Below are 26402 nucleotides of genomic sequence, written 5' to 3' on the forward strand. Positions count from 1 at the left end.
CACCGCACCCACCGCTCCTTCCCACGGATCGACCATGCCCGACGCCGCCGCCGCCGTGCAGCCCGCCTTCTGGCCGCTGACGCTGATGCTGTTCCTCCCCGCCCTCGTGGCGGCATTCCTCTCGCTGCCGATCATCCCCCGCGGCCGTGACGAGACGGTGCGCTGGATCGCCCTGGGGACCACGGCGGTCGTGTTCCTGCTCTCCGCCTGGATCTGCCTGCCATGGCTGTTCGGCGGCCGCGGGCCGGGGCAGTTCGAGAGCGGGCTCGCCCGGATGCAGTCGGTGGTCAAGCTGCCGTGGATCCCGGCCTTCAACATCGAGTACCTGCTCGGGCTCGACGGGATCAGCATGCCGCTGGTGCTCCTGACGACGTTCCTGTCGGTGCTGGCGGCGGCCGCGAGCTGGCCGATCACCAAGCATGTCAAAGCCTATTTCGTGCTGTTTCTACTCCTCGAGACCGGCATGCTCGGCGTGTTCCTCGGCCTCGACTTCTTCCTGTTCTACGTGTTCTGGGAAGTGATGCTGCTGCCGATGTATTTCCTCATCGGCATCTGGGGCGGCCCGCGGCGCGAGTACGCGGCGATCAAGTTCTTCCTGTACACGCTGCTCGGCAGCGTGCTGATGTTGATCGCGATCCTGATGCTGTACTTCACCAGCGACGTTCGGACGCTGTCGCCGGAAAAGCTCCTCGCGGCGCACGTCGTCAGCCCCGATCTCGAGCCGGCGGCGCGGATCGCGGCGGTGGAGAAGATCCGCTCGGCGCCGGCCCCGATCCACACGTTCAACATCCTCGCCTTGGCGGAAATCGGGCAGTCGCCCGACAGCCCGTTCGCCACGGCGAGGGTCTGGGGGTGGAGCGTCGAGACGCTCGCTTTCCTTCTCCTCCTGATCGGGTTCGTGATCAAGGTCCCGGTCGTGCCGGTCCACACCTGGCTTCCCGACGCCCACGTCGAGGCGCCGACGCCGATCTCGATGATCCTGGCCGGCGTCCTGCTCAAGCTCGGCGGCTACGGGATCCTGCGGATCTGCTATCCGATCTGCCCGGGGGGCGGCCTGAGCCTTGCCTGGCTGGTGTGCGGCCTCGGTGTCGTATCGATGGTCTACGGGGCGTTCGCGGCCCTGGCCCAGAAGGACTTCAAGCGGATGGTGGCCTACAGCTCCGTCAGCCACATGGGTTACGTGATGCTCGGCCTCGGCGTGTGGAGCGCGGTCGCCGGTACGCAATACGCCTGGGACGCCTGGGCCCAGGGGGTCAACGGCGCGATGTTCCAGATGCTCGCCCACGGCATCAGTTCCGCGGGGATGTTCTTCATGGTCGGCGTGCTCTACGACCGTGTGCACCACCGCAACCTCGAGGAATTCGGCGGGATCTTCGCGCGGATGCCGGTCTACGCCGGCCTGGCGGTGACGATCTTCTTCGCCGGCCTCGGCCTCCCCGGCTTGTGCGGGTTCATCGGCGAGGTCCTCGTCACGCTGTCGAGCTGGAAGTACAGCCAGGCGCTGGCGGTCTGTTCGGCGTTCACGGTGATCATCACCGCCGCCTATATCCTCTGGGCGATCCAGCGGGTGTACCTGGGCGCCGAGTACAAGGGGCCCCACGGCGATCATCTCGAGCCGCTGTCGCAGCGTGAGTTGGCGATCGCGGTGCCGCTGGTCCTGCTGGCGATCGTGTTCGGTGTCGCCCCGCAGGCGATCTTCCGCACCGTCACCCCGACCGTGAACCGGCAGGTGGAGGCGCTCGCCACCTGGACGCGGCAGGTTCACGATGCCCGCCCCGCGCTGTCGGCAGGCGGGCCGGTCGCCGACGTCGCCTCCACCGGAGCCCAACCGTGAACCTCGGCGTCCTGCTGACGGATCTGGTCAGCGACACGCTCAACGTCTCGCTACCCGCGTTCCGCCCCGAGGCCTGCCTCGCGGTGACGGTCGTGCTGCTGCTCCTGTGCCGGATGCTTCCCGGGGCACGGCTCCTCCACTCGTCGTGGGTGGCGTTCGGCGGCGTGCTCTTCGCCGCTGCCTACGCCTGGGCCGATCTCCGTAGCCTGCCCGGATCGCCGTGGCAGCCGGTGTCGGCGGGGGCGTTTCGCGAGGAGCTGTTCGGCGGTTTGCTCGTGTTCGACGGCTTCACCGCCTACGTTCGCCTGATCCTCACCGGGTTCCTCGTCCTCTACATCCCGTTCACGAAGCTGTCGGGGATCCCTGGCCGTGAGGAGGAAACCGATTTCCACGTGCTCCTTCTCGGGGCCGTGCTCGGGATGTGCCTGATGGCCTCGGCCAACCACCTCCTGATGGTGTTCATGGCGGTGGAGATGGCAAGCGTGCCGTCGTATGCCCTCGCCGGCTTCCTCAAGGGGCGGAAGGCGGCGTCGGAGGCGGCGCTCAAATACGCCGTCTACGGCGCGGGTGCGGCCGGGATCATGCTCTACGGCATCAGCCTGTTGGGCGGTGTCCTCGGCTCGCTTCACCTGCCGACGATGGCGACGAAGCTGTCGGCGCTGCTCGCCGCCGGGAGCCCGGGAGGGGTGACGACGGCTCTGATGCTCGGCGGGCTGATGCTGGCCGTCGGGTTGGCGTTCAAGCTGTCGGCCGTGCCGTTCCATTTCTGGTGCCCCGACGTGTTCGAGGGTGCGGCTGCCGAGGTGGGCGCATTCCTCTCGGTGGCCAGCAAGGCTGCCGCCGTGGCCCTTGCCATCCGCTTGGGGTGCGGGCTGACCGCGCCGAGCGGGAGTGATGCCACGGTGCTGGCCGGGCTCGCCGACGCCCGGTCGTACGCCGCCCACGTGATCGGTCTGCTGGCGGTGCTCACCTGCACGCTCGGGAATCTCGGCGCGTACGGCCAGACGAACATCAAGCGGATGCTCGCCTATTCGACGATCGCCCACGCCGGCTATCTGATGATCGGCGTGGCCGCGGCGATTGCCTTGGGGGGTGCCGGGATGGCGGGAGCCGCCGGTGCGGGGGTCGCGCGGGACGCCGTGGCGGCGGTCGCCTTCTATCTCGGCGTCTACCTGTTCATGAATCTTGCCGCGTTCGCGATCGTCGCCTTCCTCCGCAACGTCCTGCGGAGCGAGGAGATCGCCGCCTACGCGGGGCTCATCCAGTCGAGTCCCGGCATCGTGGTGGCGATGGGGATCGTGCTGGTGAGCCTCATCGGCCTGCCTCCGCTGGCCGGGTTCACCGCCAAGTTCCTCGTCTTCGCCTCGGCTGCCCAGGCGATCACGCTCGGTGCCGAGAAGCCGCTGATGATCGTCCTCCTCGCCGTCGGCGGCCTCAACACGGTGTTCAGCCTCGTCTACTACATGCGCGTCCTGGCATTGATGATTTTCAGCCCGCCACCGGCCGACCGCGTCGCCGAGCCGCTCCCGCTGGTCTCGTTCCCCGGCGCTCTGGTGACCGGACTGGTGGCGCCGGTGGTGGTGTTCGGCGTATTTTTTGCCGGGCTCTACGCCTGCGCGAGGTTCGCCGGCGGGTTCGCCTCCTGACCGATGCCCGGAGCGGGAAACCGCAACTCCTGTCGCTCGCACGCCCACCATGCCACAGCCCGCCATCCTCCAGCAGCTGCTCGACCTCATCGAGCCGACGCTGCCGATGTTCCTCGCCGACGCCGGTCTGACCACGTTCCCCGGTCCAGAGTCGATCCGTGCGGCGTTGGGCTCCCTGGTCGCCGACCAGCGGGACCTCGTGGAGAGGGCCGGGACGCTCCTCGACGACCAAGGGGGCGCCGCGCCGCGCCGCGGCTATCCGATCCGCTACACCGCCCTCCACGACGTCGATCTGGCGTCGTTGCTTCCCGGTCTCGTGACGGGCATCGACCAGCAGGCTGCCGCCCTCGACACGCTGCTCGGCTCGACCGCACCCGGGCCCGAAGCCGACCTGGTCCGTGACGCGCTGCAGTCGGCACGGTTCCACGGCGACGCCCTGCGGGCGCTGGCCGCGCCGCGACCGGCGGCGACGCTCTCCTGACCATGGAGCTTTTCGACAGCCACTGTCATCTCGACCCGATGCGGTACGGCGGGGATCTGGCGGACGTCCTCACGCGGGCCCGTGGCGCCGGCGTCTCGGGGATGGCGGTGATAGGCACCCGGGCCCTCGACAGCGAGGCGGCGGCTGCGCTCGCCGCGGCCGAGCCGGGGATCGTGGCCACTGCAGGACTGCATCCCAACGACGTCCACGAGGCCGACGACGCCGAGTGGGACCGTCTCGTCCGGCTGGTGGCCTCGGGGCGGGTGGCCGGGGTCGGGGAGACCGGGCTCGACTGGTATCGGGACACTGCTCCGCGCGACCGACAGCTGGATTGGTTCGACCGGCACCTGCGCCTCGCCCAGAACCACCGGCTTCCGGTCGTGGTCCACACCCGTGACAGCCTCCGCGACGTCCTCGATGCCGTGCGTGCCGCCCTGGCACGCGGGCCGCTGACCGCGATCCTCCATGCCTACACCGGTTCCGTGGAGGAAGCGGCCGAGGCGGTCGAGTTGGGGTGTTTTCTCGGCTTCGCCGGGATGGTCACCTTCCGGTCGTCCGGCACCCTCCGCGCCGCGGCTGCGGCGCTGCCGGCCGATCGTCTCCTCGTCGAGACCGACAGCCCGTTTCTGTCCCCCGAACCGCTCCGCGGCAGGCGGAACGAGCCGGCGCACGTCGTCCACACGGCGCGTTGCCTGGCGATCGCGCGGGGTGTGACGCTCGAGGAGATCGCCGCACTGACGACCGCCAACGCACGGCGGCTGTTCCTCCACCGCTCCGCCGCCTGACGGTGGCACGGGGCCGTGCAGCGCCTCGCCTGCCGGCGCCGGGGTGAGTCACCCGGCGAACGCTGCTACGATGGCGTCGACGGCGGCGGCCGTCCCGCGCGGTCCCGCCGGTGGCGACGGGCGGGCCGCGGATCCACGGCCCGTTGCCCGAGAGGAGTCAGCGATGGCGAGAACGGCGAGCACGATGATGCCCCTGGGGACGCCGGCGGCGGCCTTCGCCCTGCCCAATGTCGACGGGCGGGTCGTCACGCTCGACGATGCCGCCGGTCCGCGCGGCACGCTGGTGATGTTCATCTGCAACCACTGCCCGTTCGTGAAGCACGTCGCCGACCAGCTTGCGAGCCTCGGTCGCGAGGCGATCGGCCGCGGCATCGGCGTGGTCGCGATCAGCGCCAACGACGTCTCCAGCCATCCCGCCGATTCGCCCGAGCAGATGGTCCGCGAGGCCGAGGAACGGGGGTATCCGTTTCCCTATCTCTACGACGAGACCCAGCAGGTGGCGAAAGCCTACCGGGCCGCCTGCACGCCCGATTTCTTCCTGTTCGATGCCGAGCGCCGGCTGGTGTACCGGGGCCAGCTCGACGACAGCCGCCCCGGCAATGGCGTGCCGGTCGACGGTGGCGACCTCCGCGCCGCGATCGACGCCCTCGTCGGCGGACGGCCGGTCGCCACGGAGCAGAAGCCGAGCATCGGCTGCAACATCAAGTGGAAGCCGGGGCACGAGCCCGACTACTTCGCCGCCTGACGTCAGCCGGACGGCCGTCGGCTCCGGCACGACGCCGCGTGCTCAGCGCCGCGGCGGATCGCCGGGCTTCCCGCTCTGTTCGGGGCGCGAATCGGACGCCGACCGCAGGCCCCGGGCCTCCCCCGGATCGAGCCGCGAGGCCCGGAGGTTCTCCATCTGGATCGCCTCGTACACCTCCTGGCGGTGCACCGGGATCTCGGCCGGGGCATTGATCCCCAACCGCACCTTGTCTCCGCGGATGTCCACGACCGTGATGACGATATTGTCACCGATCATGATGCTTTCGTCGCGTTGCCGGGAGAGCACGAGCATCGATCGCTCCTTCGCTGATCCTTTCGCTACCTATCCGTGGTGGCCGGCACGGGGGCGGGCCTGCTGCCGAATTATGCGCTGTGTTTCAGGTGCGGGCGCTCGTCGCCCAGTTCGTGTTGCAACGGCAACTCGCCGCTGGCCACCACCTGCCGTCCGGTCCGGGCGGCGAGGTTGATGACGATCGGAGCCTTGAGGTTGAGCGTCAGCCGGTGGCCGTTGCGCGACACCACCACCACGAGCTGGGCGTCACGCAGGTTGCCGATCGCCAGCGGCAGCAACTCGCTGCGCGGGATCCGCACCTGGTAGCCGGGCACGAAGCGCCGCGGGCTGACCACCGCGAGGGCGACATCGGGCCGATCGGTGCTCTGCAGCCAGCCGAGGGCGTCGTTGGCGGCATCGGCCAGCAGCGCCCATTCGCGGCACCCCTCGAGGCCGGGAAGGCCGCTGGGAAACGTGAGCAGGTCGGCGTCGTCGACGTCGATCCGGCCGAAGCGCGTGGTGTTGATCCGCATGGGGCACTCCCTTGCCAGCGCGGACGGCCCCGTCCGGGAGACTCCCGGATCGGGACCATGTCCGCCCGAGGAATGATCGGCAGTCGGGGGTGGCGGGGTGGAGAAAAAAGGCTTGGCGAACAAAACCGGATCGGGCAAGGGGCGACGGCGGCGGGGGACGGGGCGAGGCGACGGTTTTTGACTACATTGTCGGTCGTGTCGGGAGTGGGGAGCCGCCGGTGGCCGCCCCAGCGACCGGCGACCGGGGCGAGGGAGGTGGACCGTGAACGAGCGCCGCATGTGGTGGGTGCCGCTGGTGTGTGTCGTCGCCGGGTGCTTCTCGGGGGATTGGCAAAAGCAGTACACCAAAGCGGTCAGTGACCACCGGCTCGATTCGCAGTTTTCGCTGCTGCATCCCCAGCCGGTCTCGGTCGCCGGCGGGCGGATCGGGGTCCGCGTCCCGCGCGTGTTCACCGAGCAGGTCGACCCGACGGCGCCGCCGCCGCGCGGCCGGCCGGCGTTCCTTCCCGACGTGCCCGGCTTCCAGGCCGGCTTCGAATTCGCCGCCGCCGCCGGAGCCCCCCCGGCGATCCTCGCCCTCGGCGTGGTGCCCAAGGCCGAACGCCGCCGCGAGGATGTCGAGGCCGCGATCCTCCAACAGGTGCGGGTCGCCGACGCCAAGTGGGAAGGCCCCCGCGACGAGACCGCGCGCAGCGGCGTCGTCGGGCGTTGGAAGGTGCTCAAGGTGCCCGGCACGGGCGAAGTCTGGATCTCCGCCAACGACGACCAGGAGTTTTGCAACGTCCTGGCCTGGCAGGTCGGGCAGGAGGCCGCTGCGGCGCTGCCGCTGGAGGCGATCGCCCCGCTCGTCGCCCGATCGCTCGAAGTCCTCCCCCCTCCGCTTCCGGTCGACCAGGCACCGGCTGCAGCGGCCCCCGCCGGCGGCTGACGACCGCCGCGTCCGGTTCGTCACTCCCACATCGGTTGTGAGAGCCAGGCGGCCAACGGGGCGAGGATCAGCACCGGCAGCCAGGCGCCGACGCTCGGTGAGACGACGTAGCCGGTCGCCAGGGCGTGGCAGCCGAGCACGACGAGGAAGAACAGCACCGTCAGCCCCACGCACAGGCCGACGGCGACGAAGATCCCCCGCCGGGACGGGCCCGCCACCAAGGGGAGCCCGAGGACGGCGAGCGTCATGTCGAGCAGCGGCTGCACCTGGCGGGCGTGCACGCGCAGGGGTACGTCGGCGCTCACCCCGAGCGCCGGGTTGGCGATCGCCCGGACAAGTTCCCCCGTCGACGAGTACTGGCTCCAGTTGGTCGAGCCGATGAGCTGCTCGAACGTCACGGCACTGACGACGAAGCATTCGCCAGGCGCGAGCCAGTCGTGGTCGGTGCGGGTCAGGACAACGTCCCGGCCACGGAGGGCGACCGCCGGCAGCCGGTCGATCCCGGCCGGCTCGGTGACGCCGCGGAGCACGTACCCGGCGGGGTGACGGTCGTCGTGCGGAAGCCACACCGCCTCCGCGGCATCGAGCGTGACACCGTGCTCGGCGAGTGCCGGGGGCAAAAGCAGGCTCGGGGCCTCGATCCGCGCCAGGCCGGCCTGCGCCGTCCGCCCACGGAACAGGATCTCGGTGTCGTGGTCGTAGCGGGCTTCGAACGGTTGGGGACGGTCGCCGCGCAGGTCCTGGGCGTTGCGCGAGATCGCCGTCCGGATCTGCGGCAGGACGAGCTCACGGTTGACAACCGCCAGCAGGCTGACGACCGCGGCGAAGACCAGCGTCGGCCGGGCGATCCGCCAGCGGTCGATTCCCGCCGCCAACAGGGCGGTCAGCTCGTTGTGGCGCTCGAGCCACGACAGGGCGAACATCGCGCTGGCGAGGGCGACGATGCTGCTCGTCGCGTCGAAAAACGAGATCAGCCGACAGCCGTAGTACTGCCCGAGGACGCGGCCGAGGCCCCCGGCGGAGGCAGCGTGGCCGATGAACTCCTCGAGGTTGGTGAAGGCATCGACAACGAACGACAGCCCTGCGAGACTGAGAAACACGATCAGGAAGGCGTGAAGCTGCGCCCGCGTGACGTACCGGTCGATCAGCATCGGTGGGACCCGCGGGGTGGTGGCGTGCAGCCGGGCGGCGGACGATAGGAAGACGCGGGCCATGGGTCAACCGCTGTCGGCGACGGGGACGGTGGAAGCTGGGCGAACCGGCCTCCTCGCCGCGGGGCGGCGGCTCGCTGCCGTCGCCGCCGACCTGCTCTTTCCGCTGCGGTGTGCCTGGTGCGCCGTCGACCTGCCCGCGGCGGAGTCCGTCGTGGTGCCGCGGCTCTGCGCCCCCTGTGCGGCGGAGTTCGCGCATGCCGCGACGGAGTGTCCGTTCGCCGCGCCCGACCGTGGCGCCGGCACTGCCGGCCCGGGGCCGACCGCCGGCGCGACCGATCCGCGGTGTCTCGTCCTCGGGCCCTACGCAGGCCCGCTCCGCGAGGCGGTGCTGCGCTGCAAGCGCCCCGCCGGGGCCCTCGTGGCGCAGGCGCTCGGCGGCCTGGTCGCCGAGCGCCACGCGGAACGGCTGCGTGCGTGGTGCCCCGACGTCGTCGTTCCGGTGCCGATGCACTGGCTGCGCCGGTTGGGCCGGGGGACGAGCGCCACCGGTGACATCGCCCGCGGACTGGCGCGGGCGGCGGGGCTGCCGGTCGTCGCCGCCCTGCGGCGGACCCGCGCGACGGTGATGCAGAACCGCATCCCGGTCGCGGACCGGCAGGGCAATCTCGCCGACGCGATCGCCGTCCGCCGCGCCGTGGCGGGACGCCGCGTGCTCCTCGTCGACGACGTGATGACGACCGGGGCGACGCTGCGCGCGTGCCACCGCGCCCTCGCCGCCGGAGGAGCGGCAGCGGTGGCAGGCGTCGTCGTCGCCCGGGCCAGAGCCAGCGATGCCTGATCAGACCGTCATCCGCGTCGGCACGAGGGGAAGCCGTCTGGCACGCGTCCAGACCGGCTGGGTCGTGCGCCGCCTCGAGGCGCTCGGGGCCCGGGTCGTGACCGTTCCGATCCTGACCCGCGGAGACGAGGGCAATCCGCAGCCACCGCGGCTGGGGAGCGACGGAGTCTTCGTGCGCGAGTTGGAGTCGGCACTCCGGGAAAGTCGGATCGACGCCGCCGTGCACAGCCTCAAGGATCTCCCCACGGCCGACTCGGCCGGTCTGTCGCTCGCATGCATCCCCCCCCGAGCGCTGCCCTGGGACGTGTTCGTCGGGCGCACGGCTCGGACCTTGGCGGCGCTCCCCGCCGGGGCGGTCGTGGGAACGTCGAGCATCCGCCGCGTGGCCCAGGTGCGGCTGGTGCGACCCGATCTCCGCATCCTCCCCGTGCGCGGCAACGTCGACACGCGTCTGCGGTTACTCGACGAGGGCCGGTACGACGCGTTGATCCTCGCCGGTGCCGGCCTCGAGCGCCTCGGTCTCGCCGCGCGGGTCGACGAGGTCCTCACGCCCGGTCCAGTGGCGATCGACAGCGCCTCGTCGCCGGCTGGCGAAGCCGCCACCGGCTTCTGGCCCGCCATCGCCCAGGGGGCGCTGGCAGTGCAGATCCGCACCGACGACGCGGCGCTCGCCAGCTTCCTGGCCCCGCTCGACGATCCCCTCAGCCGGCGGGCCGTGACGGCCGAGCGGGCCTGCCTGGCGGCCCTCGCCGGAGGGTGCCTCGCCCCGATCGGCGCCGTCGCTCGCGCCCGTGCCGACGGTGGTTTGTCGCTCACCGCATGTGTCCTCGAGGAACGCGACTCCGCGGTGTCACGGATCGTCGAGACCGGCTTCGCGCCCCCGGCCATGGATGGCGCGCCCCTGGGGCTCCGGATCGCCGAACGGCTCCGCGATCGCGGGGCCGACGGGATGCTCGCGCGGATGCGGCAGCGCTGGGAACAGAGCGGGCAGTGACGGGAAGCCTTGACGTCGCCTCCAGACCGGGATCACGCCGCGGAGGATGGCGGTGCTTGTGCGCGATCGACGCTCGTCGCGTGATTCTCCGTGCCGTCGTAGCGCGCGTGTCGTGAAAGGCGGCCGCCAGGCCCCGGGCGCAATTCGCGTAAAATGACAGGTTCAACAGGTTGGGCGTCGTGGCGGCTTGCCCACGGTGCGCGGGTGACGCAGAATATTGGTCGAGTTTCTCCCCCCCAAGAGGTAGCTCCATGTCGATCAAGGTCGTGATCGCCGATGACCATGAAGTGGTTCGGCGCGGTCTCAACAGCCTGCTGGCCGGGTCGGACGTCAAGGTGGTCGGTGAGGCCTGTGATGGAGAAGAAGCGATCCGGCTGACCAAGAAACTCAGCCCCGATGTCGTGCTGCTCGACATCCGCATGCCGGGGAAGGACGGCCTGACGGCGCTGGAGAAGATCCGGGCCGAACGCCCCGACGTGAAGGTCGTGATGCTCTCGACCTTCGACAATCCCACGTACGTCGCCCGTGCGGTCGCCGGCGGAGCACACGACTACATCCTCAAGGGAGCGTCGCGGGCCGAGTTGCTCGGCTCGATCGCCGGTGCAGCGGCCGGGCAGTTGCCGATGCGGGCGGGGGAGTTGCGCCGCGTGGCGACCACGATGGCCAACCGCGTGGCGGCGCCGGATCCCGACATCCCGCTGACGCAGCGCGAGACGCAGGTCCTCCGTCACATGGCGTTGGGGCTGTCCAACAAGGAGATCGCCCAGTCGCTGACGATCAGCGTCGAGACCGTGAAGGAGCACGTGCAGAACATCCTCCGCAAGATCGCGGTCTCCGACCGGACCCAGGCGGCGGTGTGGGCCGTGCGCCGCGGCTTGGTCTGAGCGGCTGCTCGGGGACGACCGCCAGGCCGGAACAGCCCGTGGAGCGCCGCCGCCAGCCCTTGGCGAGGGGATCGTCCGTCACCGCGCCCGCGGATGTGCCTTGTCGAAGGCCTCGAGGAGCCGGCTGGTGGTGACGTGGGTGTAAATCTGCGTCGTCGCCAGGCTCTTGTGCCCGAGGAGCTCCTGGACGCTGCGGATGTCGGCGCCGGCGTCGAGCAGATGGGTCGCGAAGCTGTGCCGCAACGTGTGGGGGCTGGCCCGTCCGGCCAGCCCGACCGCTGCAAGGTGCTTTTCGAGGAGCCGGGCGACGCCCCGCACGCTCAACCGGCCGCCGGCGCGGTTGGTGAACAGCGCCCGGCTGCGCCCGCTGTGACCGTCGCTTCGTGAGGTAAGCCATGCCGACAGCGCGTCGCGGGCGTGGCGCCCGACCATCCCCAACCGTTCGCGTCGCCCTTTGCCCCGGACCCGGACCGAACCGTCGTCGAGGTCGAGATCGGCCTCGTCGAGGCTGACCACCTCGCGGACGCGCAGCCCGGCGGAGTACATCAGCTCGAGGATCGCCCGGTCGCGGAGACCGCCGGCGGCCCGTGGATTCGGGGCGGCGAGGAGCCGGGCGATCTCCTCGCCGGAGAGGAATCGGGGCAGGCGGCGCGCCTTGCGGGGGCTACGGACGGGCCGCGCCGGGTTGGCACGCACCCAGCCCTCGCGCTGGCCGAAGGCGTAGAAGCTTCGCATGCTGGCGAGTTTGCGGGCGACGGTCGTCGCGGCGTAGCCGCTGGCCGCGAGGCCTCCGGCGTAGCGCCTCAGCAGGGTCGTGGTCGCGCCGGCAGGGTCCGCGCAGCCGGCCGAGGCGAGGAACCCGCCGAGCTGGAGAAGGTCCTCGCGATAGCTCTTGAGGGTCAGCGGGGACGCGCCGCGCTGGGAGGCGAGGTGCTCCAGGAACCGCTCGGCGCGCGCGTCGAACGGGCCGCCTTCCCGCGCCGCCATCTCAGGCCGGCCGATCGGCTGGGGGCACGAAACGGACGCGCCCGGCGCGGGCCGGGGCCCGGCGGACCTTGTCGCCGAGCACCGCGGCGTCGTGCCACGAGAAGTTCAGGTCCGGATCGGCGGCATACTTCCCCAGCACCCTCACGGCCGCGTCGCGGCTCTCGTCGTCGTAGAGGAACACGTAGCGTTCCCCCCCCTTGACCAGGGCAATCACGTTGATGTCGCGCGACGGCATGCGGGGCGGCCCTCGGGGATCGGTCGGACGCGACGCGCCCACCGAGGTGCTATCGGTCGCCGTCAACCTGCCGCCCCACTGATCCGGGGATGGCGCGGTCAAGTCCCTGCGATCCTGCGGGGCTACCGCCGTCCACCGCCGCCGCGGTCAGAACAAACCGCCGAGATTCCGCAGACAGATCGGTTCGCGGCAGGTGAACGCCTCGCCGTGGCTGACTCCCGCGAGTGCGCCGAAGTACCGGGCGGCGGCCTCGACGCGGTCGAGGACCGTCGGAGGCGGGGCGTCGGGGGGGAACTGGCTGGCGTAACAGGACAGGCAACGTCGCTTCACCTCCCACGTCGAAGAGATGTCGACGACGAAGGCGGGTCGGAAGTGGACCTTGAGGTGGACGGCGGCGTAGTGGTAGATCCGCTGGGGGTGCCACGGTTCCCCCGGCAGGTCGCATTTCGTGAGCTTCGCCCAGAACCGCGCCGCGGTGACCAGACGAGTGGCGGCGATGTGATCGGGGTGGGCATCGACCCAGTGCGGCGCGAACAACCAGCGCGGACGGGTGCGACGGATGACGCCGGCGAGGGCGGCGCGGGCGGCGAGGTTCGCCCGGAGACGGCGGTTGGGGAGGCCGAGGTTCTCCCGCCAGTCGAGTCCCAGTTCCCGTGTCGCCGCTGCCGTCTCCAGCGCCCGCGTTTCCACCGATCCATGGGGCGTGGGTTCGCCGTCGGTCAGGTCGAGAACGCCGACGGAGTGTCCCTGGGCCCGGAGCAGGGCGATCGTGCCCGCCATGCCCAGTTCGGCATCGTCCGGATGCGGGGCAATGACGAGGGCGTCGATCATGGCCGGCCAGTGGACGAACGGGGAGTGGCGACGGTCGGCCAGCGACCACGGAAACAGCATACCCGCGGGGCGGCTGCGGCCGTGACGCTGCACGCGGCTCCGGGCAGGGCCGTCGGGTAGAATCGGCGGGAGGCGTCGTGCGTCGAGCGACGGTCTGCGGCCCGCGGAGAGAGAGCCAGGCATGGACGATCGTTCCGACCCTGCGCCGGGATCGGCCGGGGATGACGAGCGGGCCGGCGCCAATGAGCCCGTCGATCACGGCGACGCCGGGGGCGGGGACAGCGACCGGGCGCGGGCCGAGGGGGGGGAGGGGGAAGGTCCCGTGCCCCTCGCCGACGAATCCTCCGGCCGCGGGCCTGTTCCGGCGCTGACGGTCTTTCCCCCTCCCGACTTCGTCGTCGGCGACCATGATGGCGAGCAGGACGGGGGCGACGGGATCTCCCCTTCACGTCGCGATGCGCCGCGCGCTGCCGACGACTTGAGCTTCGCCGAGGCGGAGGCCGAACCCGGCGACTCGGTCTTCGATTCAGACGGTGAAGAAGCCCTCGACGACCCGGGCGGTTTCGACGCAGCCGAGCCCGTCGACCCGCTGTCACGCCGGCCGGCCGTGTTTCTTCCCGCGGGTGGCGGTGAATCGGCCCACGACCCTGGTGACAACGCTTCGGTCGTGATCGCCGAGGATCCCGATGGCGACTCGGTTCGGGAGCCCGACGGAGCTTCGGAGTCGGCCCTGTTCAACGCCGTCGTCGACGAGTCGACGGCCTTCGAGGGGGTCGGCTCCGCGGAGAGCTCCGGCGAGGGCTCCGGCGGATCCGAATCGTTCGTCGGTGATTCGCAGGGGGTCACCGACGGCATCGCCTTGGCTCATGACCTCGCCACGCTGCCCGGAGCCGGGGCGCGGCGTCCCCGCCGCGCCGACGACGGCGGCGCCCTTCGGCAACTGCCCGGGATCGTCCTCGGCGGCCTGCTCTCGATTCCCGTCGCCTACGCGATCCTGCTGTGGGGTTTCCACCGCGATCCGTTCCGGGTCGGCGCCGCCCTGCCGGAAGGCATGCGGTTCCTCGTGCCTGCCAAGGTTCGCGGGGCCTCGGGGCGCCCACGGCTCCCGACCCTCGATCGGCTGCCGCCACCGCCCAGGGGCCGTGGCGAACGCGGCACTGCCTTCACGACCGCGATCGAGACCGCCGGCTCCCCGGCCGAGCCCGCCGGAATTGCCGAGGTCGATCCTGAGACCGCGATCGGCACGGTCGCGCCGCTGCCCGCCGAGCCCGCGACAGCGGAGATCGACCGGGCCGGACTCACCGCCACGGTGGCCCGCGCGACCAGCGCGGCCCGGGCCATCGACGGCGTCGCGGACGACGACGACCGCCGGCCGGAGCTCGTGGAACAGTGGTACCGGGCGATCACCGCGGCAGCGGCCGAACTGGTGGTAGTCGACAATTCCGCCGCTGCCGCGGGACGCCCGCTGCCCGACCTGCACCGGGAGCTCGCCGAGGCGCTGCCGGCGCGGATCGGCGAACCGGGGGCGTTCGCTCCCCTCGGCACACTGCCCCCGCCGGGGGCCGCGGCCTTGACAAATGGCGACGATGGGCTCGTCGTCACCGGAACGCTCACGGCATCGACCCGTCGCGGCGGGATGTGGTCGTCGGCGGTGGTCCTCCAGCCGGCGGCGGGCGGCGATGCTGCCGCGCCCCGGTCGGTCGTCGTCGTCTCCCGTCACGCTCCGGCGGCCCAGGTGGGCGAAAGCGTCGTGGTCGCCGGCATTCCGCTCGTCGATGGGGTGGTGTGGGGCGCCGCGGTCTGGCATCCCGCTCGGTAGCTGGTCCTTGGCCGAAGCGCTCCAGGGTTTTTGTCCACTGGTTCCCAGGAGACGGTGACGGGTGACCGTCGCCCGCGCCATCCGATGATCCCGTCCGCACGGTCCATCGCGGCAGCGGTCGCCGGCGGTTCGTCGGCTGCGGCGGTGTTGGCCGAGCATGTCCGGCTCCATCGCGCGTCCCATGCCCGTCTCAACGCCCTCGTGCTGCCCCGCCACGATGGGGCCGCCACCGAGGCCGCCGCCCTCGACGCCAGCGGCTGCCACGGCCGTCCGCTGGCCGGCGTGCCGGTGAGCGTGAAGGAATGCTTCGGGGTCGTCGGCCTGCCCACCACGTTGGGTATCCGAAACCGTCGCGGTCGGATCGACCGCACCGACGCCCTCCTCGTGGCCCGGCTCCGGGCGGCGGGCGCCATCGTCGTCGGGAAGGCCAACGTTCCCCAGGCGATGTACCTCCACGAGACCGACAACCCGGTCCACGGCCGCACCGCACACCCGACGGATCCCGCCCGCGGGCCCGGCGGGTCGAGCGGAGGCGATGCGGCGTTGGTCGGCGCGGGGGTGGTGCCGCTGGCGTTGGGAAACGACCTCGCCGGGAGCATCCGCCAACCGGCGCACGCCTGCGGTCTCTGCAGCCTCGTGCCCCGGACCACGGCGCTCGGCGAGGGGGGGGCCTTCGACAACCTCCCGAGCCTCACCGTCGTCCGTCCGCGCGCCGGGTTCCTCGCCCGCGAAGTCGCCGATCTGCACCTCGCCGCGGCAACGCTCATCGGTGGCGCCGGGGCACCGGCGCGCGACGGGCCGCTCACCGTGGGCTGGTGGGACGAAGCCGGGCCGGTCGGCGCCTCGCCGGCGATCCGCCGTGCCGTCGCCGAGGCGGTCGGGATCCTCGTGGCGCGGGGGGCGGTCGCCACGCGGATCGACGACGATCTCGCGACCGAGGCCGCGTGGCTGCACCTGGCACTGTTGTCGGCCGACGGCGGGGCCGACGTGCGGCGGTTGTTCGCCGGCGAGCGGCCGATCGCCGGCATCCGGCGGATCCTCGGGCTCGCCCGACTGCCACGGCGCTGGCGGCCGACGGTCGCCGTGGCCGCCCGGTCGCTCGGGCGTCGGATCGAGGCCTCGGCGCTCCTCGCCACCGGACCGCGCGACGACCGTGAACTGGCCGAGGTGATCGCGGCGCGGACGGCCTTCGCGGCCCGGGTCGCGGCGCTCGCCGAGCGGTACGACGCGCTCGTCTGCCCGGTGTCTGCCCTGCCGGCCCTGCGCCATGGCACCGCGGCGCTGCTCGTGCTCGCCGCGGCGCCCTGCTTCCTCGCCAACCTCCTCGATCTCGCTGCCGGCAGCGTGCCGGTCACCACCGTCCAGGCCGACGAGCAAGCGGCTCGCCCCTGGTCGGTCGATCCGGTCGCGGCGGCGGCGCGCGCGGTCGATCGCGGCAGTGCCGGGCTTCCCGTCGGAGTGCAGGTGGTCGCCCTCCGCGGCGGCGAGGCGACCGTCCTGGAGTGCCTCGCGACGATCGCCGGCGGTGCTGCGGCGCCCATGGCGATCGAACGAACTGTTTGATCGCCGCCGCCGGTCCACGCTCGCCGAGGCCCGTCGTCGCTCAGGACGACAGGCGCGGAATCACCGCCCGGGCGATCTGCCCGATCGGCAGGACGTCGCACTGGGCGTGGAGGTCGATCGCCGCCTTGGGCATGCTCCAGACGACGCTCGTCGCCTCGTCCTGGGCAATCGTGTACCAGCCCCGCTCCTTGAGGCGGAGCAGGCCGCGGGCCCCGTCCCTTCCCATGCCGGTCAGCAGCACCGCCACGCCGGTCCGCGGCCAGTTGGCGGCGACGCTGTCGAAGAACACGTCGACGCTTGGCCTGAAAAATACGTCGTGGGGTTCCTGGCGGTACTCGAGAAACCGGCCCGCCGTAAGCACGAGGTGGTCGTTGGTCCCGGCCACGAGCACGTCGCCGGCGACCGGGGACTGGCCCGTTTCGACCACCCGCACCGGTCTTCCCGTCCGTTCGGAGAGCCACTTCGCCAGCCCCGGGGCGAAGGCCACGTCGACGTGCTGGACGATCACCACGGCCGTGTTCCAGTCACGCGGCAGCGGCGCCAGCAGGTCGGACACCGCTTTCGGGCCCCCGGTCGAGGCGCCGATGACCAGCAGCTGCGGTGGCACGGCGGCGGTGGGGGCGGGGCGAGCCGGGCGGCGCGTCTCGGTGGCGACACCGACCAGCTTGGCGATCATCGTGATCTTGTCGACCAGTGCATCGGCACCCTGCTCGCCGTCGGGGCCGAGCACCGGCGTGTCGACCGCGTCGAGGGCCCCATGGCCCATCGCCTCGTAGACCAGCGAGATGTTGCCGCTCACGGTGGCGGTGACGATCAGGATCGCACACGGCGCGGCCGCCATGATCTGCCGCGTCGCCTGCACCCCGTCGAGGTGCGGCATCAGCAGGTCCATGAGGATCAGGTCGGGGCGGTCGCGGCGGGCCATCGCGACCGCCTCGACACCATCGACGGCCGTCCAGGCGACCTCGTGACCGGTCCGACCCTCGACGATCCGCCGCAGGGCCTCGCAGGCGGCCCGGACGTCGTTGACGATGGCGATGCGCACGGCGGGGTTTCCGGGGGGGCGGGACGGGTCAGGGTGCCACGGCAGGCACCGAGGCCTCCGCGGACAGTTCAACTTTCAGGCCGGTTCGCCCACCAGGTCGATGACGGTGTGGAGGAACGTCTCGTCGTGGAAGCTGCTCTTGGTCAGGTAGCGGTTGGCCCCCGCATCGAGGCCGCGGAGCCGGTCTTCCTCGCGATCCTTGTAGGAGACGATGACGACCGGGATGTGGCGCCGGAGCGGATCGTTCTTGAGCAGGGTCACGAGGCCGACGCCGTCCATCCGGGGCATGTCGACATCGGTCACCACCAGATCGTAGTCGCCCCCCCGGATCGCGTTCCAGGCGTCCATCCCGTCGACGGCGACGTCGACGGTGAAGCCCCGCGATTGGAGGAGTTGTCTCTCCAGTTCACGGACGGTGATCGAGTCGTCCACGACGAGGATCCGTTTGGAGCGTCTGGTCTGCTGCGCGATCCGCTCGAACTCCAGCCGCGACAGCCGGCGGCCCATCAGCACGTTGTCGATCGACAGGACGAGATCCTCGACGTCGACGATCAGGACAGGATCCCCGTTCTCCAGCAGCGACGCGCTGCTGATGTCGGGCACCTTGCCGAGCCGCGGATCGAGAGGACGGACCTCCAGGTCGCGTTCGCCGAGGATCGCGTTGACAACCAGCCCGAAGCGCTGGCCGCGATCGCTGATCACCACCACCGGCATCGGATCACCGGGGGCTTCCCCGCCGTCGACGTCGAGGATCTGTGCCGCCACCACCAGCCCGATCGAGCCGCCGTCGTGGTCGAAGTACTGCCGGCCCTCGATCGTGCGGACATCGGCATGCCCGCAGAGCAGGATGCGGTCGATCCGCGTCAGCGGAAAGGCGTAGGGCTCGCCGCCGATGTCGACCAGCAACGCGCGGATCACCGACATCGTGATCGGCAGCTGGAGGGTGAACACGGTCCGTCGCCCCGGCTGGCTGGCGACGCGCACGGTCCCGCCGACGCCCTTGACCATGCTCTGGACCACGTCGAGGCCGACACCCCGGCCGGAGAGTTCCGTCACCAGTTCCTTCGTCGAGAAGCCGGGGAGGAAGAGGAACTCGAGGATCTCGGCCTCGGAGAGCCGCTCCGCCACCTGCCGGGCGACGAGATCGCGTTCGACGGCCCGCGACCGGAGGCGTTCGATGTCGACACCACGTCCGTCGTCGGAGAGGACGATCTGCAGCATCCCGGCGCGGTGCCGGGCTTCGAGGAGAATCGTTCCCGCGGCCGGCTTGCCGGCGGCGATGCGGTCCGTGACCGGTTCGATGCCGTGGTCGAGGGCGTTGCGGAGCAGATGGGTGAGGGGAGCCTCGAGTTTGTCGAGGATGTCGCGGTCGACCCCCGTCTGCTCGCCGCGGACCTCGAGCCGGACCTGCTTGCCGAGCGTCCGCGACAGGTCACGGACGAGGCGCGGGATGCCGCGCAGACCGTCGGCGAGCGGGCGCATCCGGCTGACGATCACCTCGTGGTGCAGCCGGCCGGAGAGGTCTTCGTTGCGGCGGGCGAAGCTCTCGAAGTCCTCGAGATGGCGATTGATCGCGACCAGTGTCTCCTCGCACCGCGCCCGGAGCCGCTCCACCATCGCCGGCAGCGGGGAGGCGGGGCCCGAGCGGTCGACGGTCACCCGGTCCTCGAGGGCCGCCACGGTGTCGCACAGATCGACCTGGGCAGCCCGGAGCGAGAGCACCGAGTCGACGAACGGGCGCAACTGCCGCGTCTCCACCAGCGACTCGCCGGCGAGACCGACCAGCCGCGTCAGGCTGTCGGCCGAGACACGGACGACCCGGTCGACCGGCTCGAGCATCGTTTCACTGGCGGCGATCGTGACCGGATCGGGCGGCAACGCGACGGCGTGCCAGGGGACCGCCACCGCGGTGTCGGGCACGAGGGGCGGCGGTGCTGCGGCCGGAACGAGGGCGGGGGCCGGTGCGGTGGTGCTGCCCAACGACGTCAGCCGAGCGACGACGGTGTCGGCGCGTCGGCTCCACGGTCCGTCGGGAGCGAGGGCGTCGTCGGCGGCAGCGATCGCCGACAGGAAATCGATGCCCTCGAGAAGGGCGTCGACGTGTTCCGGGCCGACGCGCAGCGTGCCGACACCGGCGGCCACGAAGCAATCCTCCAGCGCGTGGGCCACCCGGACGGCTGGATCGAGACCCACGATCCGCGCCGCGCCCTTGAGCGAGTGGGCGGCGCGCATCAGCGACTCCACGAGACGCGGCGAGCGGTCCGGGGATTCGACGGCCAGCACACCGGCGGACAGGACGGACGTCTGGCTCTCCGCCTCGAGGCGGAACAGCTCCAGCATCGAAAAGCCGCTGAGGTCTTCGTCCGCCACCGCGTTGCCCCTTTCCGTCCCGTTCAGCGACCGCCCTAGCTCGCCATCATGCCGCGCAGATCGGCGAACAATCGCTCGTCGTCGAGGACCCCGACCGCCTGCCCTTGCCAATCGAACAGCGTCTGGGAATAGCGGGCTGCCGACTGGCTCACCGTCGACGGCACCGACCGCAGTGCCCCGCGCTCGACGCGCTGTACCCCGGCCACCTGGTCGACGGCGAAGACCCACATTTCGGCAGCTCCGGCACGGGATTCGACGACCAGGAGCCGCGCCGGCGGTCCGGGGGCCCCGTCACCTCCCGAGGCGGTCGCCCGCAGATCGGCGAGGCCGAGGATCCCACGGAGCGAGACGCACAACCGGAGCTGGCCGCGGATGTTGACCAGGCCCTCGAGCACCCCCGCGCCGCGGTGGGGGACGCGGTGGAGCGGGCGGAGCGACGTGACTTCGACGAGCACCTCCGCCGGCAGCGCGAACCACTCCTGGCCGAGGCGGAACAGGAGCATGCTCGTGGCCGCGGTGGTGGCGGGGGCCTCGGGCGCGTCGAGGATCGCTGTCCAGTTCTCCAGATACCCGTCCGGAGCGGGGCGGTCGAAGAACGTGCGCGCCGCCTCGGCGAGGACCGGGCAATTCCGGCAATGGATGAAGGTCTCCAGCTCGGCGCAACTGCGGTCCCCCGAAACGCCGATGGTCCGCCAGCAATCGGGCGGGGGGATCGTCTTGATCGCCGGCGGGGGCTGCCCGGCGATGGGAAACGCACGCGGTCCGCCGTCGGGGGTCATCGCAGGTCCCCCCGGCGGGCGACGACACGGGTGGCGGCACGGCGGTACAGCTCCGCCAGCCGCGCGTCGCCGCGCTGTCCGGCGAGCAGGGCCAGGGCGAGGCAGGCGTCGGCGTGCGCGCCGTCGAGGTACAGGGTCTTGTGGAAGCAGTCCTGGGCGGCGTCGTGATCGGCCGCGGACTGGTGGATCATCCCCATCAGGAAATAGATGTCCGGGGTCGGTCCGGCGGAACGCTGGTGTTCGGCGCAGACCTCGAGCGCCTCGCTCAGCCGCCCTTGATTGGCCAGTTCGTTGGCGCACCGGATCGCCAGGTGCAAAGCGGCCGCGGATGCCGTCGCGCTGCGCGGGCCCGGCCCGACGGACGGCCGCGGCACGGTGGGCCCGGCCTGCGCCGAGGGCGTCCGCGTCGCGGCATCGCCGGCCGGTGCCTCGGAGGGGCGCACGGGTGGGCTACCCGGTCGAGTACCGGGCAGCGACTCGGCGCGCGGTCTGCGCCGTGCCGTCCGGCCGATCGACGCGAAGCCGTCGACACCGCGCCGCAAGGCGAACACCGAGCCCTCGCCGGCCGGAACCCAGGCCCCCTTCATGATCGGTGGTTCGGCAGCACCGAGGACGAGAAGTCCGTCGGGCCGGAGGAGCGCGTCGATGGCCCGTTCGGCCTCTACCCGTGCGGCGGGAGTGAGGTAGATGAGCAGATTGCGACAGAAGATCACGTCGTAGGGCGCACGCCCCGCAGCCAACGCCGTCGCCGTGAACGACTCGTCGAGGAGGTTTCCCCAGGAGAAGCGGACGGCGTCTTGAACCGTCGGATCGATCACCGAAGAGCCCTGTTCCGTGCGGAACCACCGGTCGCGGAAGGCGAGGTCGTTCGTCCGGAACGCGTTGGCGGTGTAGCGGCCGGCGCGGGCCCGCTCGAGCGCGGACCGGCTGACGTCGGAGGCGTCGATGACGAACGTCCCCGGCTCCAGCCCGGCGTCGAGGAGCGTCATCGCGAGCGAATACGGTTCCTCGCCGGCGGCGCAGGGCACGCTCAGCACCCGGACCGCCTGCCGGTCTCGATTCGCGACGCGGTCGCAGATGAAGCGGCGCACGAAGCCGTAGACCTGGGGATCGCGGAAGAACCAACTCTCGGCGACGACGACTTCCTCGACCAGCAGATCCCGTTCGAGGGGGTCGACGGTGGCCCGCGCGGCGTAGCGCTCGACATCGGTTTCGGCGAGGACCGCCATCCGTTTGCGGACGGCGCGGCGAATCGCCGCCGGACCGACCGTGCCCGGGTCGAGGCCGATCCAGCGCCGCAGCAACGCCTCGGCCGTCGTCTCGTCGACAGGTTCGACGGGCGTCATGGGAGGGCGCGCCGGGGTTCATCGGGAAACAGCCCGGAGACGATCTCCGGGGGGAGCAGCCGCTCGACGTCGAGCAGGTGCACGGTGGCCTGACCCAGGCGCAGGATACCTCCCAGAAAAGGAGCGTTGTCCAGCCGCAGTGCCGGATAGGAGGCGTCGGCCTCCTCGGCGTGGCAGGTGGCGATGACGTTTTCCGCCACCAGTCCCACGCGCACCGCCCGGCTGGGAGCGTTGTCGCCTGCGATGGCGGTGAAGTGCACGACGATGATCCGGGTGCTCAGCCTCCGCGTCGCCGGTCGCCCGCGGAGCCGGACTCCGAGGTCGACGACGGGGATCAGGTGGCCGCGGTACATGAACATCCCCGCGACGTAGTCGGGGAGCAGCGGCACCTGGCGGTGCGGCACCAGCGGCAGGACCTCGATCACGTAGCGCGATTCGATGGCGAACGACTGGCCGTCGATTGTGAAGGTGATCAGTTGCATGCCTGCGCGGTCACGGCCGGCCGGCGGCGGGGAATGCCCGCGGCGGCGGGCTTCAGATCGTGAACCGCGAAACCTCCTCTTTGAGGTCGCCCACCGCCTCGCGGAGATGGATCGTGGCGCTGTTGAAGTCGGTGAGTGATTCGGCCGTCCGCGCGGCCCCCTCGGCGAGGCGCATCATCGCCTCGCGGATCTGCTCGGCACCCTGGGACTGGGCGCGCATCCCCTCGGTGACCTGACCGAACCGGCCGGTGATTCCCTGGACGGCGGAGATGATGTCGGCGAGTTTCGCCGACACCTCGCCGATCTCGCGGACGCCGCTGCGCACCTGGTCGGTGAACTTGTCCATCTCCATGACGCCGGCGGAGACGCTGTTCTGCATCTCCTTGACCATCCGTTCGATGTCCAGCGACGCGACCGCGGTCTGGTCGGCGAGCCGGCGGATCTCGCGGGCGACGACGAGGAACCCGAGCCCGAGTTCCCCGGCCTTTTCGGCCTCGATCGCGGCGTTGATCGAAAGCAGGTTCGTCTGGTCGGCGACTTTGGTGATCGTCGTCACCGCCAAGTTGATGTTGGCGGCCCGTTCGCTGATCACCGCCAGTTTCGCGTTGAACGACAGCGTGCTGTCGGCGAGGTGTCGCATCGTCGCCCCCATGCCGGCGAGATTGACCCGGCCCTCGGCCGCCATGTCGCCGGTGTGGGCCGCCATGTCGTTGACCTCGGTCATCGTCCGGACCAGCTCCTGGCTGGTCACCGAGATCTGCTTGACCGCGGCGACGGCCTCGCTCGTCGAAGCGCCGTAGTCGCTGATCACTTGTTGCTGCTCGGTGCTCGTCGCCTGGATCGCGGTGGCGGTCGAGATCAGCGCCACCGACGACTTTTGGATCCGGCCGATGAGGCCGCGGAGGTCGTTGGTCATCGTCTGGATCGCGGCCAGCAGCGCCCCCGTCTCGTCGTCGGAGCCGTTGCCGACGTTGGCCCTCAGGTCGCCACCGGCGACCTGCCGTGCCACCCCCACGGCGGTCCGGATCGGGGTCGAGATCGTCCGGGCCACGACGAACGCGGCGAGCGTCACCCCGACGATCGTCGCCAGCGACAACCAGATGATCGTCGCGCGCTGGAAGTTGACCAGCGACAGCGCCTCCCGGGCGTCCTGCTTGACGAGCATCCCCCACCGGAGGCTCGGCAGGTAGCACCAGGCCGCGGCCACGGCCTCGCCCCGGTAATCGACCCCGGGACCGTCGTCGCGCTCGCCGCGCGTCGCCCGCAGGACCGCCTGTCCGCGCGGGCTGTCGAGCGGGAGCCGCAGGCGGAAGGCCGCGTCGGGGGCATGCCGCAACGGAGTGGTCACGAGGATGTCGTCACCGACGCGCATCGCCGCCATGATTTCGCCCGTCTCGCCGAGACCGCTCCAGTCGTCGAGCATGCGCCATAGCGGGTCCGGTCCCAGTCCCAGAGCGACCACACCGATCAGCCGCCCGTCGTCGAGGACCGGGCTGGTGACGAATGCCAGTTGTCGCTGGGCGGGGCCATACGCCTGGAAACGGCACAACTCCGGTGCCAGGAGCGACGATGACAGGCGGAACCCGGCCGCGAGTTCCGAACCGGCCAGCTGCCCTTCCTCGAGCATGGTGCCGGTCGGCACCGAGTCGTCGAGCGAGTACAGCACCGTGCCGTCGCGGTCGACGAGGAGCAGTTGTGAGTAACCCAGGGTGCGGGCGGCGTAATCGAGATACGACTTCAGCGCCCGGTCGATGGCCGGTTCCGTGCCGGCCCGGGGACGGTCGCCGGCCGCCAGCGCGTGAATCGCACGGGCGACGTCGGGAGACCGCCCGAGCGTCGCCCCGTCGCGCAGCCGCTCGGCGGAAAACGATTCCAGTTCGTTGGCCTTGGCACCGGCGATCTGCACCAGGTTCCGGCGCACCGAGTTCTCGAGCGCCCGGGTCGCGATCCGGGCCGTGGTGGCTGTGAGGATCGCGCAGGGGATGAGGGCGATCACCAGGAACCAGAACAACAACCTCCCGGCGATCGACCGGGGCATCGATTGCTCCGCCGCCGCGCGGGCCGAGGGACGCGTCGTCATCGCACCGTGCCTCGCTCGGGCGACGGCGGTTGGCCGGGACGACTGTCACCGGGTCCGTTCCCGATCGCGGTCGGTGGTGCCCACGAGCCTCCCCAGCGCCGCACGAGCGCGGCAGTGAACTGCTCCCACTGGGAGCGGGAGCGCGTCGTCGGGAAGGGAAAGGGGCGGAGCGGGGCCGGCACGGGCTTGGCTGCGTCTTCTTCCTGGCCGTCGGGACGGATCACGGCGACACGCATCCGCTGCCAGGTGTGGTGGGACTCAGGGTCGACCGCGAGCAGGCCGTCGGCCTCGGCCAGACTGCCGTAGCGAATCGCTTCGCGGACCTGTCGCACGTCGGTGGTATCGGCGTTACGGACCGCCTGCGCCCAGAGGCCGACGGCCGTCCGGGCGCCAGCCGTCGACTCGCTTTGGCTCCCCGGGGGCCGCTGGCCCGTCGGACTGAGGGGGCCGGCCGAGGTAGCGACCACCGTGGCGGCCCCGGTCATCGAATCGCCGCCGGGGACGACGTGCGCGGAGAGGGGCAGCACCAGCAGGGGTGTCGTCTCGGATCGCACCCCCCCGCCACGGAGGTTCCGCGAGAGCTTCGCGGAGATCGGCCATTCGAGCATGCTGATCACGGCATCGGGGCGGGCCGCCGTGATCGCGGCAGCCGTCGTGACGAGGTCCTGCTCCGCCGTCACCGTCGACCGGCCGATGATCTCGCAACCCAAGCCGATGAGCAGGTCCTCGGCGATCGCCTCGACACTCCGGCCCCAGGTGTCGTCAGCGGTGACGAGGAAGAATCGCCACGCTCCCCTGTCCTCCGTCAGCCACCGCACTCCCGGCCCGACGAACTGGCTGGCAACGGGACCGGCGTAGACGACATGCCGGGACTGCTCGAGTCCCTCGTAACGAGCCGGGAAGACGAGCAGGTGATCGTTGGCCTCGACGACTCGCAGGACCGCCTTCCGTCCCGGTGTCCGCCAGCAGCCGAACAGCACGCACACCCCTTCGTCCCTGATCAGCCGGGCTGCCTGCCGCGCGAACGACTGGGGGTCGGAGGCGCCGTCCGCCACGACCCACCGCACCGGGCGTCCGAGGAGTCCACCGCCGGTGTTCAACTCGGTGAGAGCGGCGATCTCCGCCTCGAGCATCGGCTCCTCGGTCGCGGCATCGGGCCCGGTGCGCGAGTGCAACAAGCCGACCACGATCGCCGTCCGGTCGACCAGCAGTCGATCGACGACGAACCAACCGGCGGCGAGCAACACAAGCCCGGCAAACAACCGGAAACGTCCGCGGTCGAGGAATCCGGGCGTGTCCGGCGGGTGGGTCGGCATGGATGAGAGACGAACTGGCTGCGGGGGACGTCGAAGGGCCGTGGACGTCTGCCGGCCGTACGGTGAAGCCGTCGATCGATCGTCCTGAAACGCCGACTTCATCGTGACTTCGAACGCCGTCCAACGCGACCCCTCGGCGGGCCGCTGGCCACGCCGTCCAGCGGGTGCCGCCGATCCCCCACGTCACCGCGGGTCAGGTGGGTCCCCCAAAGGGACTGTCTCGCGGCCGTAGGGCGTCGGCTCTGCCGGGGGGGAGTTGGCATCCTCCATCTCAATACTGTACTGTACCGCCACCCATTCAGGCTTTGGTGCAGGGCTCATCGAGGCTTGGCGTGGTGAACGATCGTCTCCCCACCGTGCGGCGGTGTCGCTGACGGACTCGGGAGGGAATCGTCGTGCCGCGGGGATAGTGATTTTGGCGGTAGGCACGTCATAC

The 26402-nt window shown here is 71.3% G+C and carries 24 protein-coding genes; 11 read left to right on the forward strand and 13 right to left on the reverse strand.

What is annotated here, in order from left to right; all coding sequences use genetic code 11:
* Nucleotides 1-34 precede the first annotated feature (34 nt).
* The 5 genes from FJ309_03175 (at nucleotide 35) to FJ309_03195 (ending at nucleotide 5491) form a co-directional block, all read left to right on the forward strand.
* Nucleotides 35-1834: an NADH-quinone oxidoreductase subunit M gene (locus FJ309_03175; protein ID MBM3953617.1), complete on the forward strand. Its 1800-nt coding sequence runs from the start codon at nucleotides 35-37 to the stop codon at nucleotides 1832-1834.
* The gene (locus FJ309_03180) at nucleotides 1831-3480 is read left to right on the forward strand and encodes an NADH-quinone oxidoreductase subunit N (GenBank protein MBM3953618.1); all 1650 of its coding nucleotides are present in this window, start codon (nucleotides 1831-1833) and stop codon (nucleotides 3478-3480) included. The genes FJ309_03175 and FJ309_03180 overlap by 4 nt, the downstream gene beginning before the upstream one ends.
* 49 nt (nucleotides 3481-3529) lie before the next feature.
* The gene (locus FJ309_03185; protein ID MBM3953619.1) at nucleotides 3530-3961 is read left to right on the forward strand and encodes a hypothetical protein; all 432 of its coding nucleotides are present in this window, start codon (nucleotides 3530-3532) and stop codon (nucleotides 3959-3961) included.
* A gap of 2 nt (nucleotides 3962-3963) precedes the next feature.
* A complete protein-coding gene (locus tag FJ309_03190) occupies nucleotides 3964-4746 on the forward strand; it encodes a TatD family deoxyribonuclease (protein MBM3953620.1) in 783 nt (260 codons plus the stop codon).
* A gap of 163 nt (nucleotides 4747-4909) precedes the next feature.
* Nucleotides 4910-5491, forward strand: a complete 582-nt coding sequence (locus FJ309_03195) for a thioredoxin family protein (protein MBM3953621.1) — start codon at nucleotides 4910-4912, stop codon at nucleotides 5489-5491.
* 42 nt (nucleotides 5492-5533) lie between these two features.
* Here the strand turns inward: FJ309_03195 and csrA are convergent, their stop codons facing one another.
* Together csrA and FJ309_03205 are read right to left on the reverse strand one after the other, a co-directional pair.
* Nucleotides 5534-5803 (reverse strand): carbon storage regulator CsrA, encoded by a 270-nt coding sequence (gene csrA, locus FJ309_03200; GenBank protein MBM3953622.1) that lies wholly within the window; start codon nucleotides 5801-5803, stop codon nucleotides 5534-5536.
* Nucleotides 5804-5874: 71 nt separating this feature from the next.
* Entirely contained in the window at nucleotides 5875-6315 is a 441-nt protein-coding gene (locus FJ309_03205) for a hypothetical protein (protein MBM3953623.1), read from the reverse strand.
* Between the two features lie 262 nt (nucleotides 6316-6577).
* Between FJ309_03205 and FJ309_03210 the strand changes: the two genes are divergently transcribed.
* Nucleotides 6578-7243 carry a hypothetical protein gene (locus tag FJ309_03210; GenBank protein MBM3953624.1) on the forward strand — a complete coding sequence of 222 codons (666 nt, stop codon included), beginning with the start codon at nucleotides 6578-6580 and terminating at the stop codon, nucleotides 7241-7243.
* Between the two features lie 20 nt (nucleotides 7244-7263).
* On the opposite strand, the gene FJ309_03215 is transcribed toward FJ309_03210, so the two are convergent.
* Nucleotides 7264-8457 carry a YjgP/YjgQ family permease gene (locus FJ309_03215; GenBank protein MBM3953625.1) on the reverse strand — a complete coding sequence of 398 codons (1194 nt, stop codon included), beginning with the start codon at nucleotides 8455-8457 and terminating at the stop codon, nucleotides 7264-7266.
* Between FJ309_03215 and FJ309_03220 the strand changes: the two genes are divergently transcribed.
* From FJ309_03220 to FJ309_03230, 3 genes are all read left to right on the forward strand, one after another.
* The gene (locus tag FJ309_03220; GenBank protein MBM3953626.1) at nucleotides 8456-9235 is read left to right on the forward strand and encodes a ComF family protein; all 780 of its coding nucleotides are present in this window, start codon (nucleotides 8456-8458) and stop codon (nucleotides 9233-9235) included. The two genes, FJ309_03215 and FJ309_03220, sit on opposite strands and share 2 nt — an antisense overlap.
* Nucleotides 9228-10229 carry a hydroxymethylbilane synthase gene (gene hemC, locus FJ309_03225; GenBank protein ID MBM3953627.1) on the forward strand — a complete coding sequence of 334 codons (1002 nt, stop codon included), beginning with the start codon at nucleotides 9228-9230 and terminating at the stop codon, nucleotides 10227-10229. Before FJ309_03220 ends, hemC begins: the two co-directional genes overlap by 8 nt.
* Nucleotides 10230-10480: 251 nt before the next feature.
* A complete protein-coding gene (locus FJ309_03230; GenBank protein MBM3953628.1) occupies nucleotides 10481-11113 on the forward strand; it encodes a response regulator transcription factor in 633 nt (210 codons plus the stop codon).
* Nucleotides 11114-11191: 78 nt separating this feature from the next.
* Here the strand turns inward: FJ309_03230 and FJ309_03235 are convergent, their stop codons facing one another.
* The 3 genes from FJ309_03235 to bshB1 all read right to left on the reverse strand — a co-directional run bounded on the left by FJ309_03235 (nucleotide 11192) and on the right by bshB1 (nucleotide 13166).
* Nucleotides 11192-12100 (reverse strand): tyrosine recombinase, encoded by a 909-nt coding sequence (locus FJ309_03235; protein MBM3953629.1) that lies wholly within the window; start codon nucleotides 12098-12100, stop codon nucleotides 11192-11194.
* A 1-nt stretch (nucleotide 12101) separates the two neighbouring features.
* Nucleotides 12102-12320 (reverse strand): hypothetical protein, encoded by a 219-nt coding sequence (locus FJ309_03240; protein ID MBM3953630.1) that lies wholly within the window; start codon nucleotides 12318-12320, stop codon nucleotides 12102-12104.
* A 162-nt stretch (nucleotides 12321-12482) separates the two neighbouring features.
* Complete coding sequence (bshB1, locus tag FJ309_03245; protein ID MBM3953631.1) at nucleotides 12483-13166, reverse strand: bacillithiol biosynthesis deacetylase BshB1; 684 nt, start codon at nucleotides 13164-13166, stop codon at nucleotides 12483-12485.
* A gap of 181 nt (nucleotides 13167-13347) precedes the next feature.
* Here bshB1 and FJ309_03250 point away from each other — a divergent pair, with 181 nt between their 5' ends.
* Both FJ309_03250 and FJ309_03255 read left to right on the forward strand, forming a co-directional pair.
* Nucleotides 13348-14985, forward strand: a complete 1638-nt coding sequence (locus FJ309_03250; protein MBM3953632.1) for a hypothetical protein — start codon at nucleotides 13348-13350, stop codon at nucleotides 14983-14985.
* Nucleotides 14986-15069: 84 nt separating this feature from the next.
* A complete protein-coding gene (locus FJ309_03255; protein ID MBM3953633.1) occupies nucleotides 15070-16548 on the forward strand; it encodes a hypothetical protein in 1479 nt (492 codons plus the stop codon).
* Between the two features lie 40 nt (nucleotides 16549-16588).
* Here FJ309_03255 and cheB read toward each other — a convergent pair whose 3' ends face one another.
* From cheB to FJ309_03290, 7 genes are all read right to left on the reverse strand, one after another.
* Nucleotides 16589-17593 (reverse strand): chemotaxis-specific protein-glutamate methyltransferase CheB, encoded by a 1005-nt coding sequence (cheB, locus tag FJ309_03260; GenBank protein ID MBM3953634.1) that lies wholly within the window; start codon nucleotides 17591-17593, stop codon nucleotides 16589-16591.
* A 75-nt stretch (nucleotides 17594-17668) separates the two neighbouring features.
* Nucleotides 17669-19933, reverse strand: a complete 2265-nt coding sequence (locus FJ309_03265; protein ID MBM3953635.1) for a hybrid sensor histidine kinase/response regulator — start codon at nucleotides 19931-19933, stop codon at nucleotides 17669-17671.
* A 65-nt stretch (nucleotides 19934-19998) separates the two neighbouring features.
* Nucleotides 19999-20742: a chemotaxis protein gene (locus FJ309_03270; protein MBM3953636.1), complete on the reverse strand. Its 744-nt coding sequence runs from the start codon at nucleotides 20740-20742 to the stop codon at nucleotides 19999-20001.
* Nucleotides 20739-22088 (reverse strand): chemotaxis protein, encoded by a 1350-nt coding sequence (locus tag FJ309_03275; GenBank protein MBM3953637.1) that lies wholly within the window; start codon nucleotides 22086-22088, stop codon nucleotides 20739-20741. Before FJ309_03275 ends, FJ309_03270 begins: the two co-directional genes overlap by 4 nt.
* Nucleotides 22085-22570, reverse strand: a complete 486-nt coding sequence (locus tag FJ309_03280; protein ID MBM3953638.1) for a hypothetical protein — start codon at nucleotides 22568-22570, stop codon at nucleotides 22085-22087. The genes FJ309_03275 and FJ309_03280 overlap by 4 nt, the downstream gene beginning before the upstream one ends.
* A 52-nt stretch (nucleotides 22571-22622) precedes the next feature.
* A complete protein-coding gene (locus FJ309_03285; protein MBM3953639.1) occupies nucleotides 22623-24608 on the reverse strand; it encodes a methyl-accepting chemotaxis protein in 1986 nt (661 codons plus the stop codon).
* Between the two features lie 38 nt (nucleotides 24609-24646).
* A complete protein-coding gene (locus FJ309_03290; GenBank protein MBM3953640.1) occupies nucleotides 24647-26068 on the reverse strand; it encodes a hypothetical protein in 1422 nt (473 codons plus the stop codon).
* Nucleotides 26069-26402: the final 334 nt, after the last annotated feature.

This window comes from Planctomycetota bacterium, from assembly GCA_016872555.1.
Classification (GTDB): Bacteria; Planctomycetota; Planctomycetia; order Pirellulales; family UBA1268; genus F1-20-MAGs016.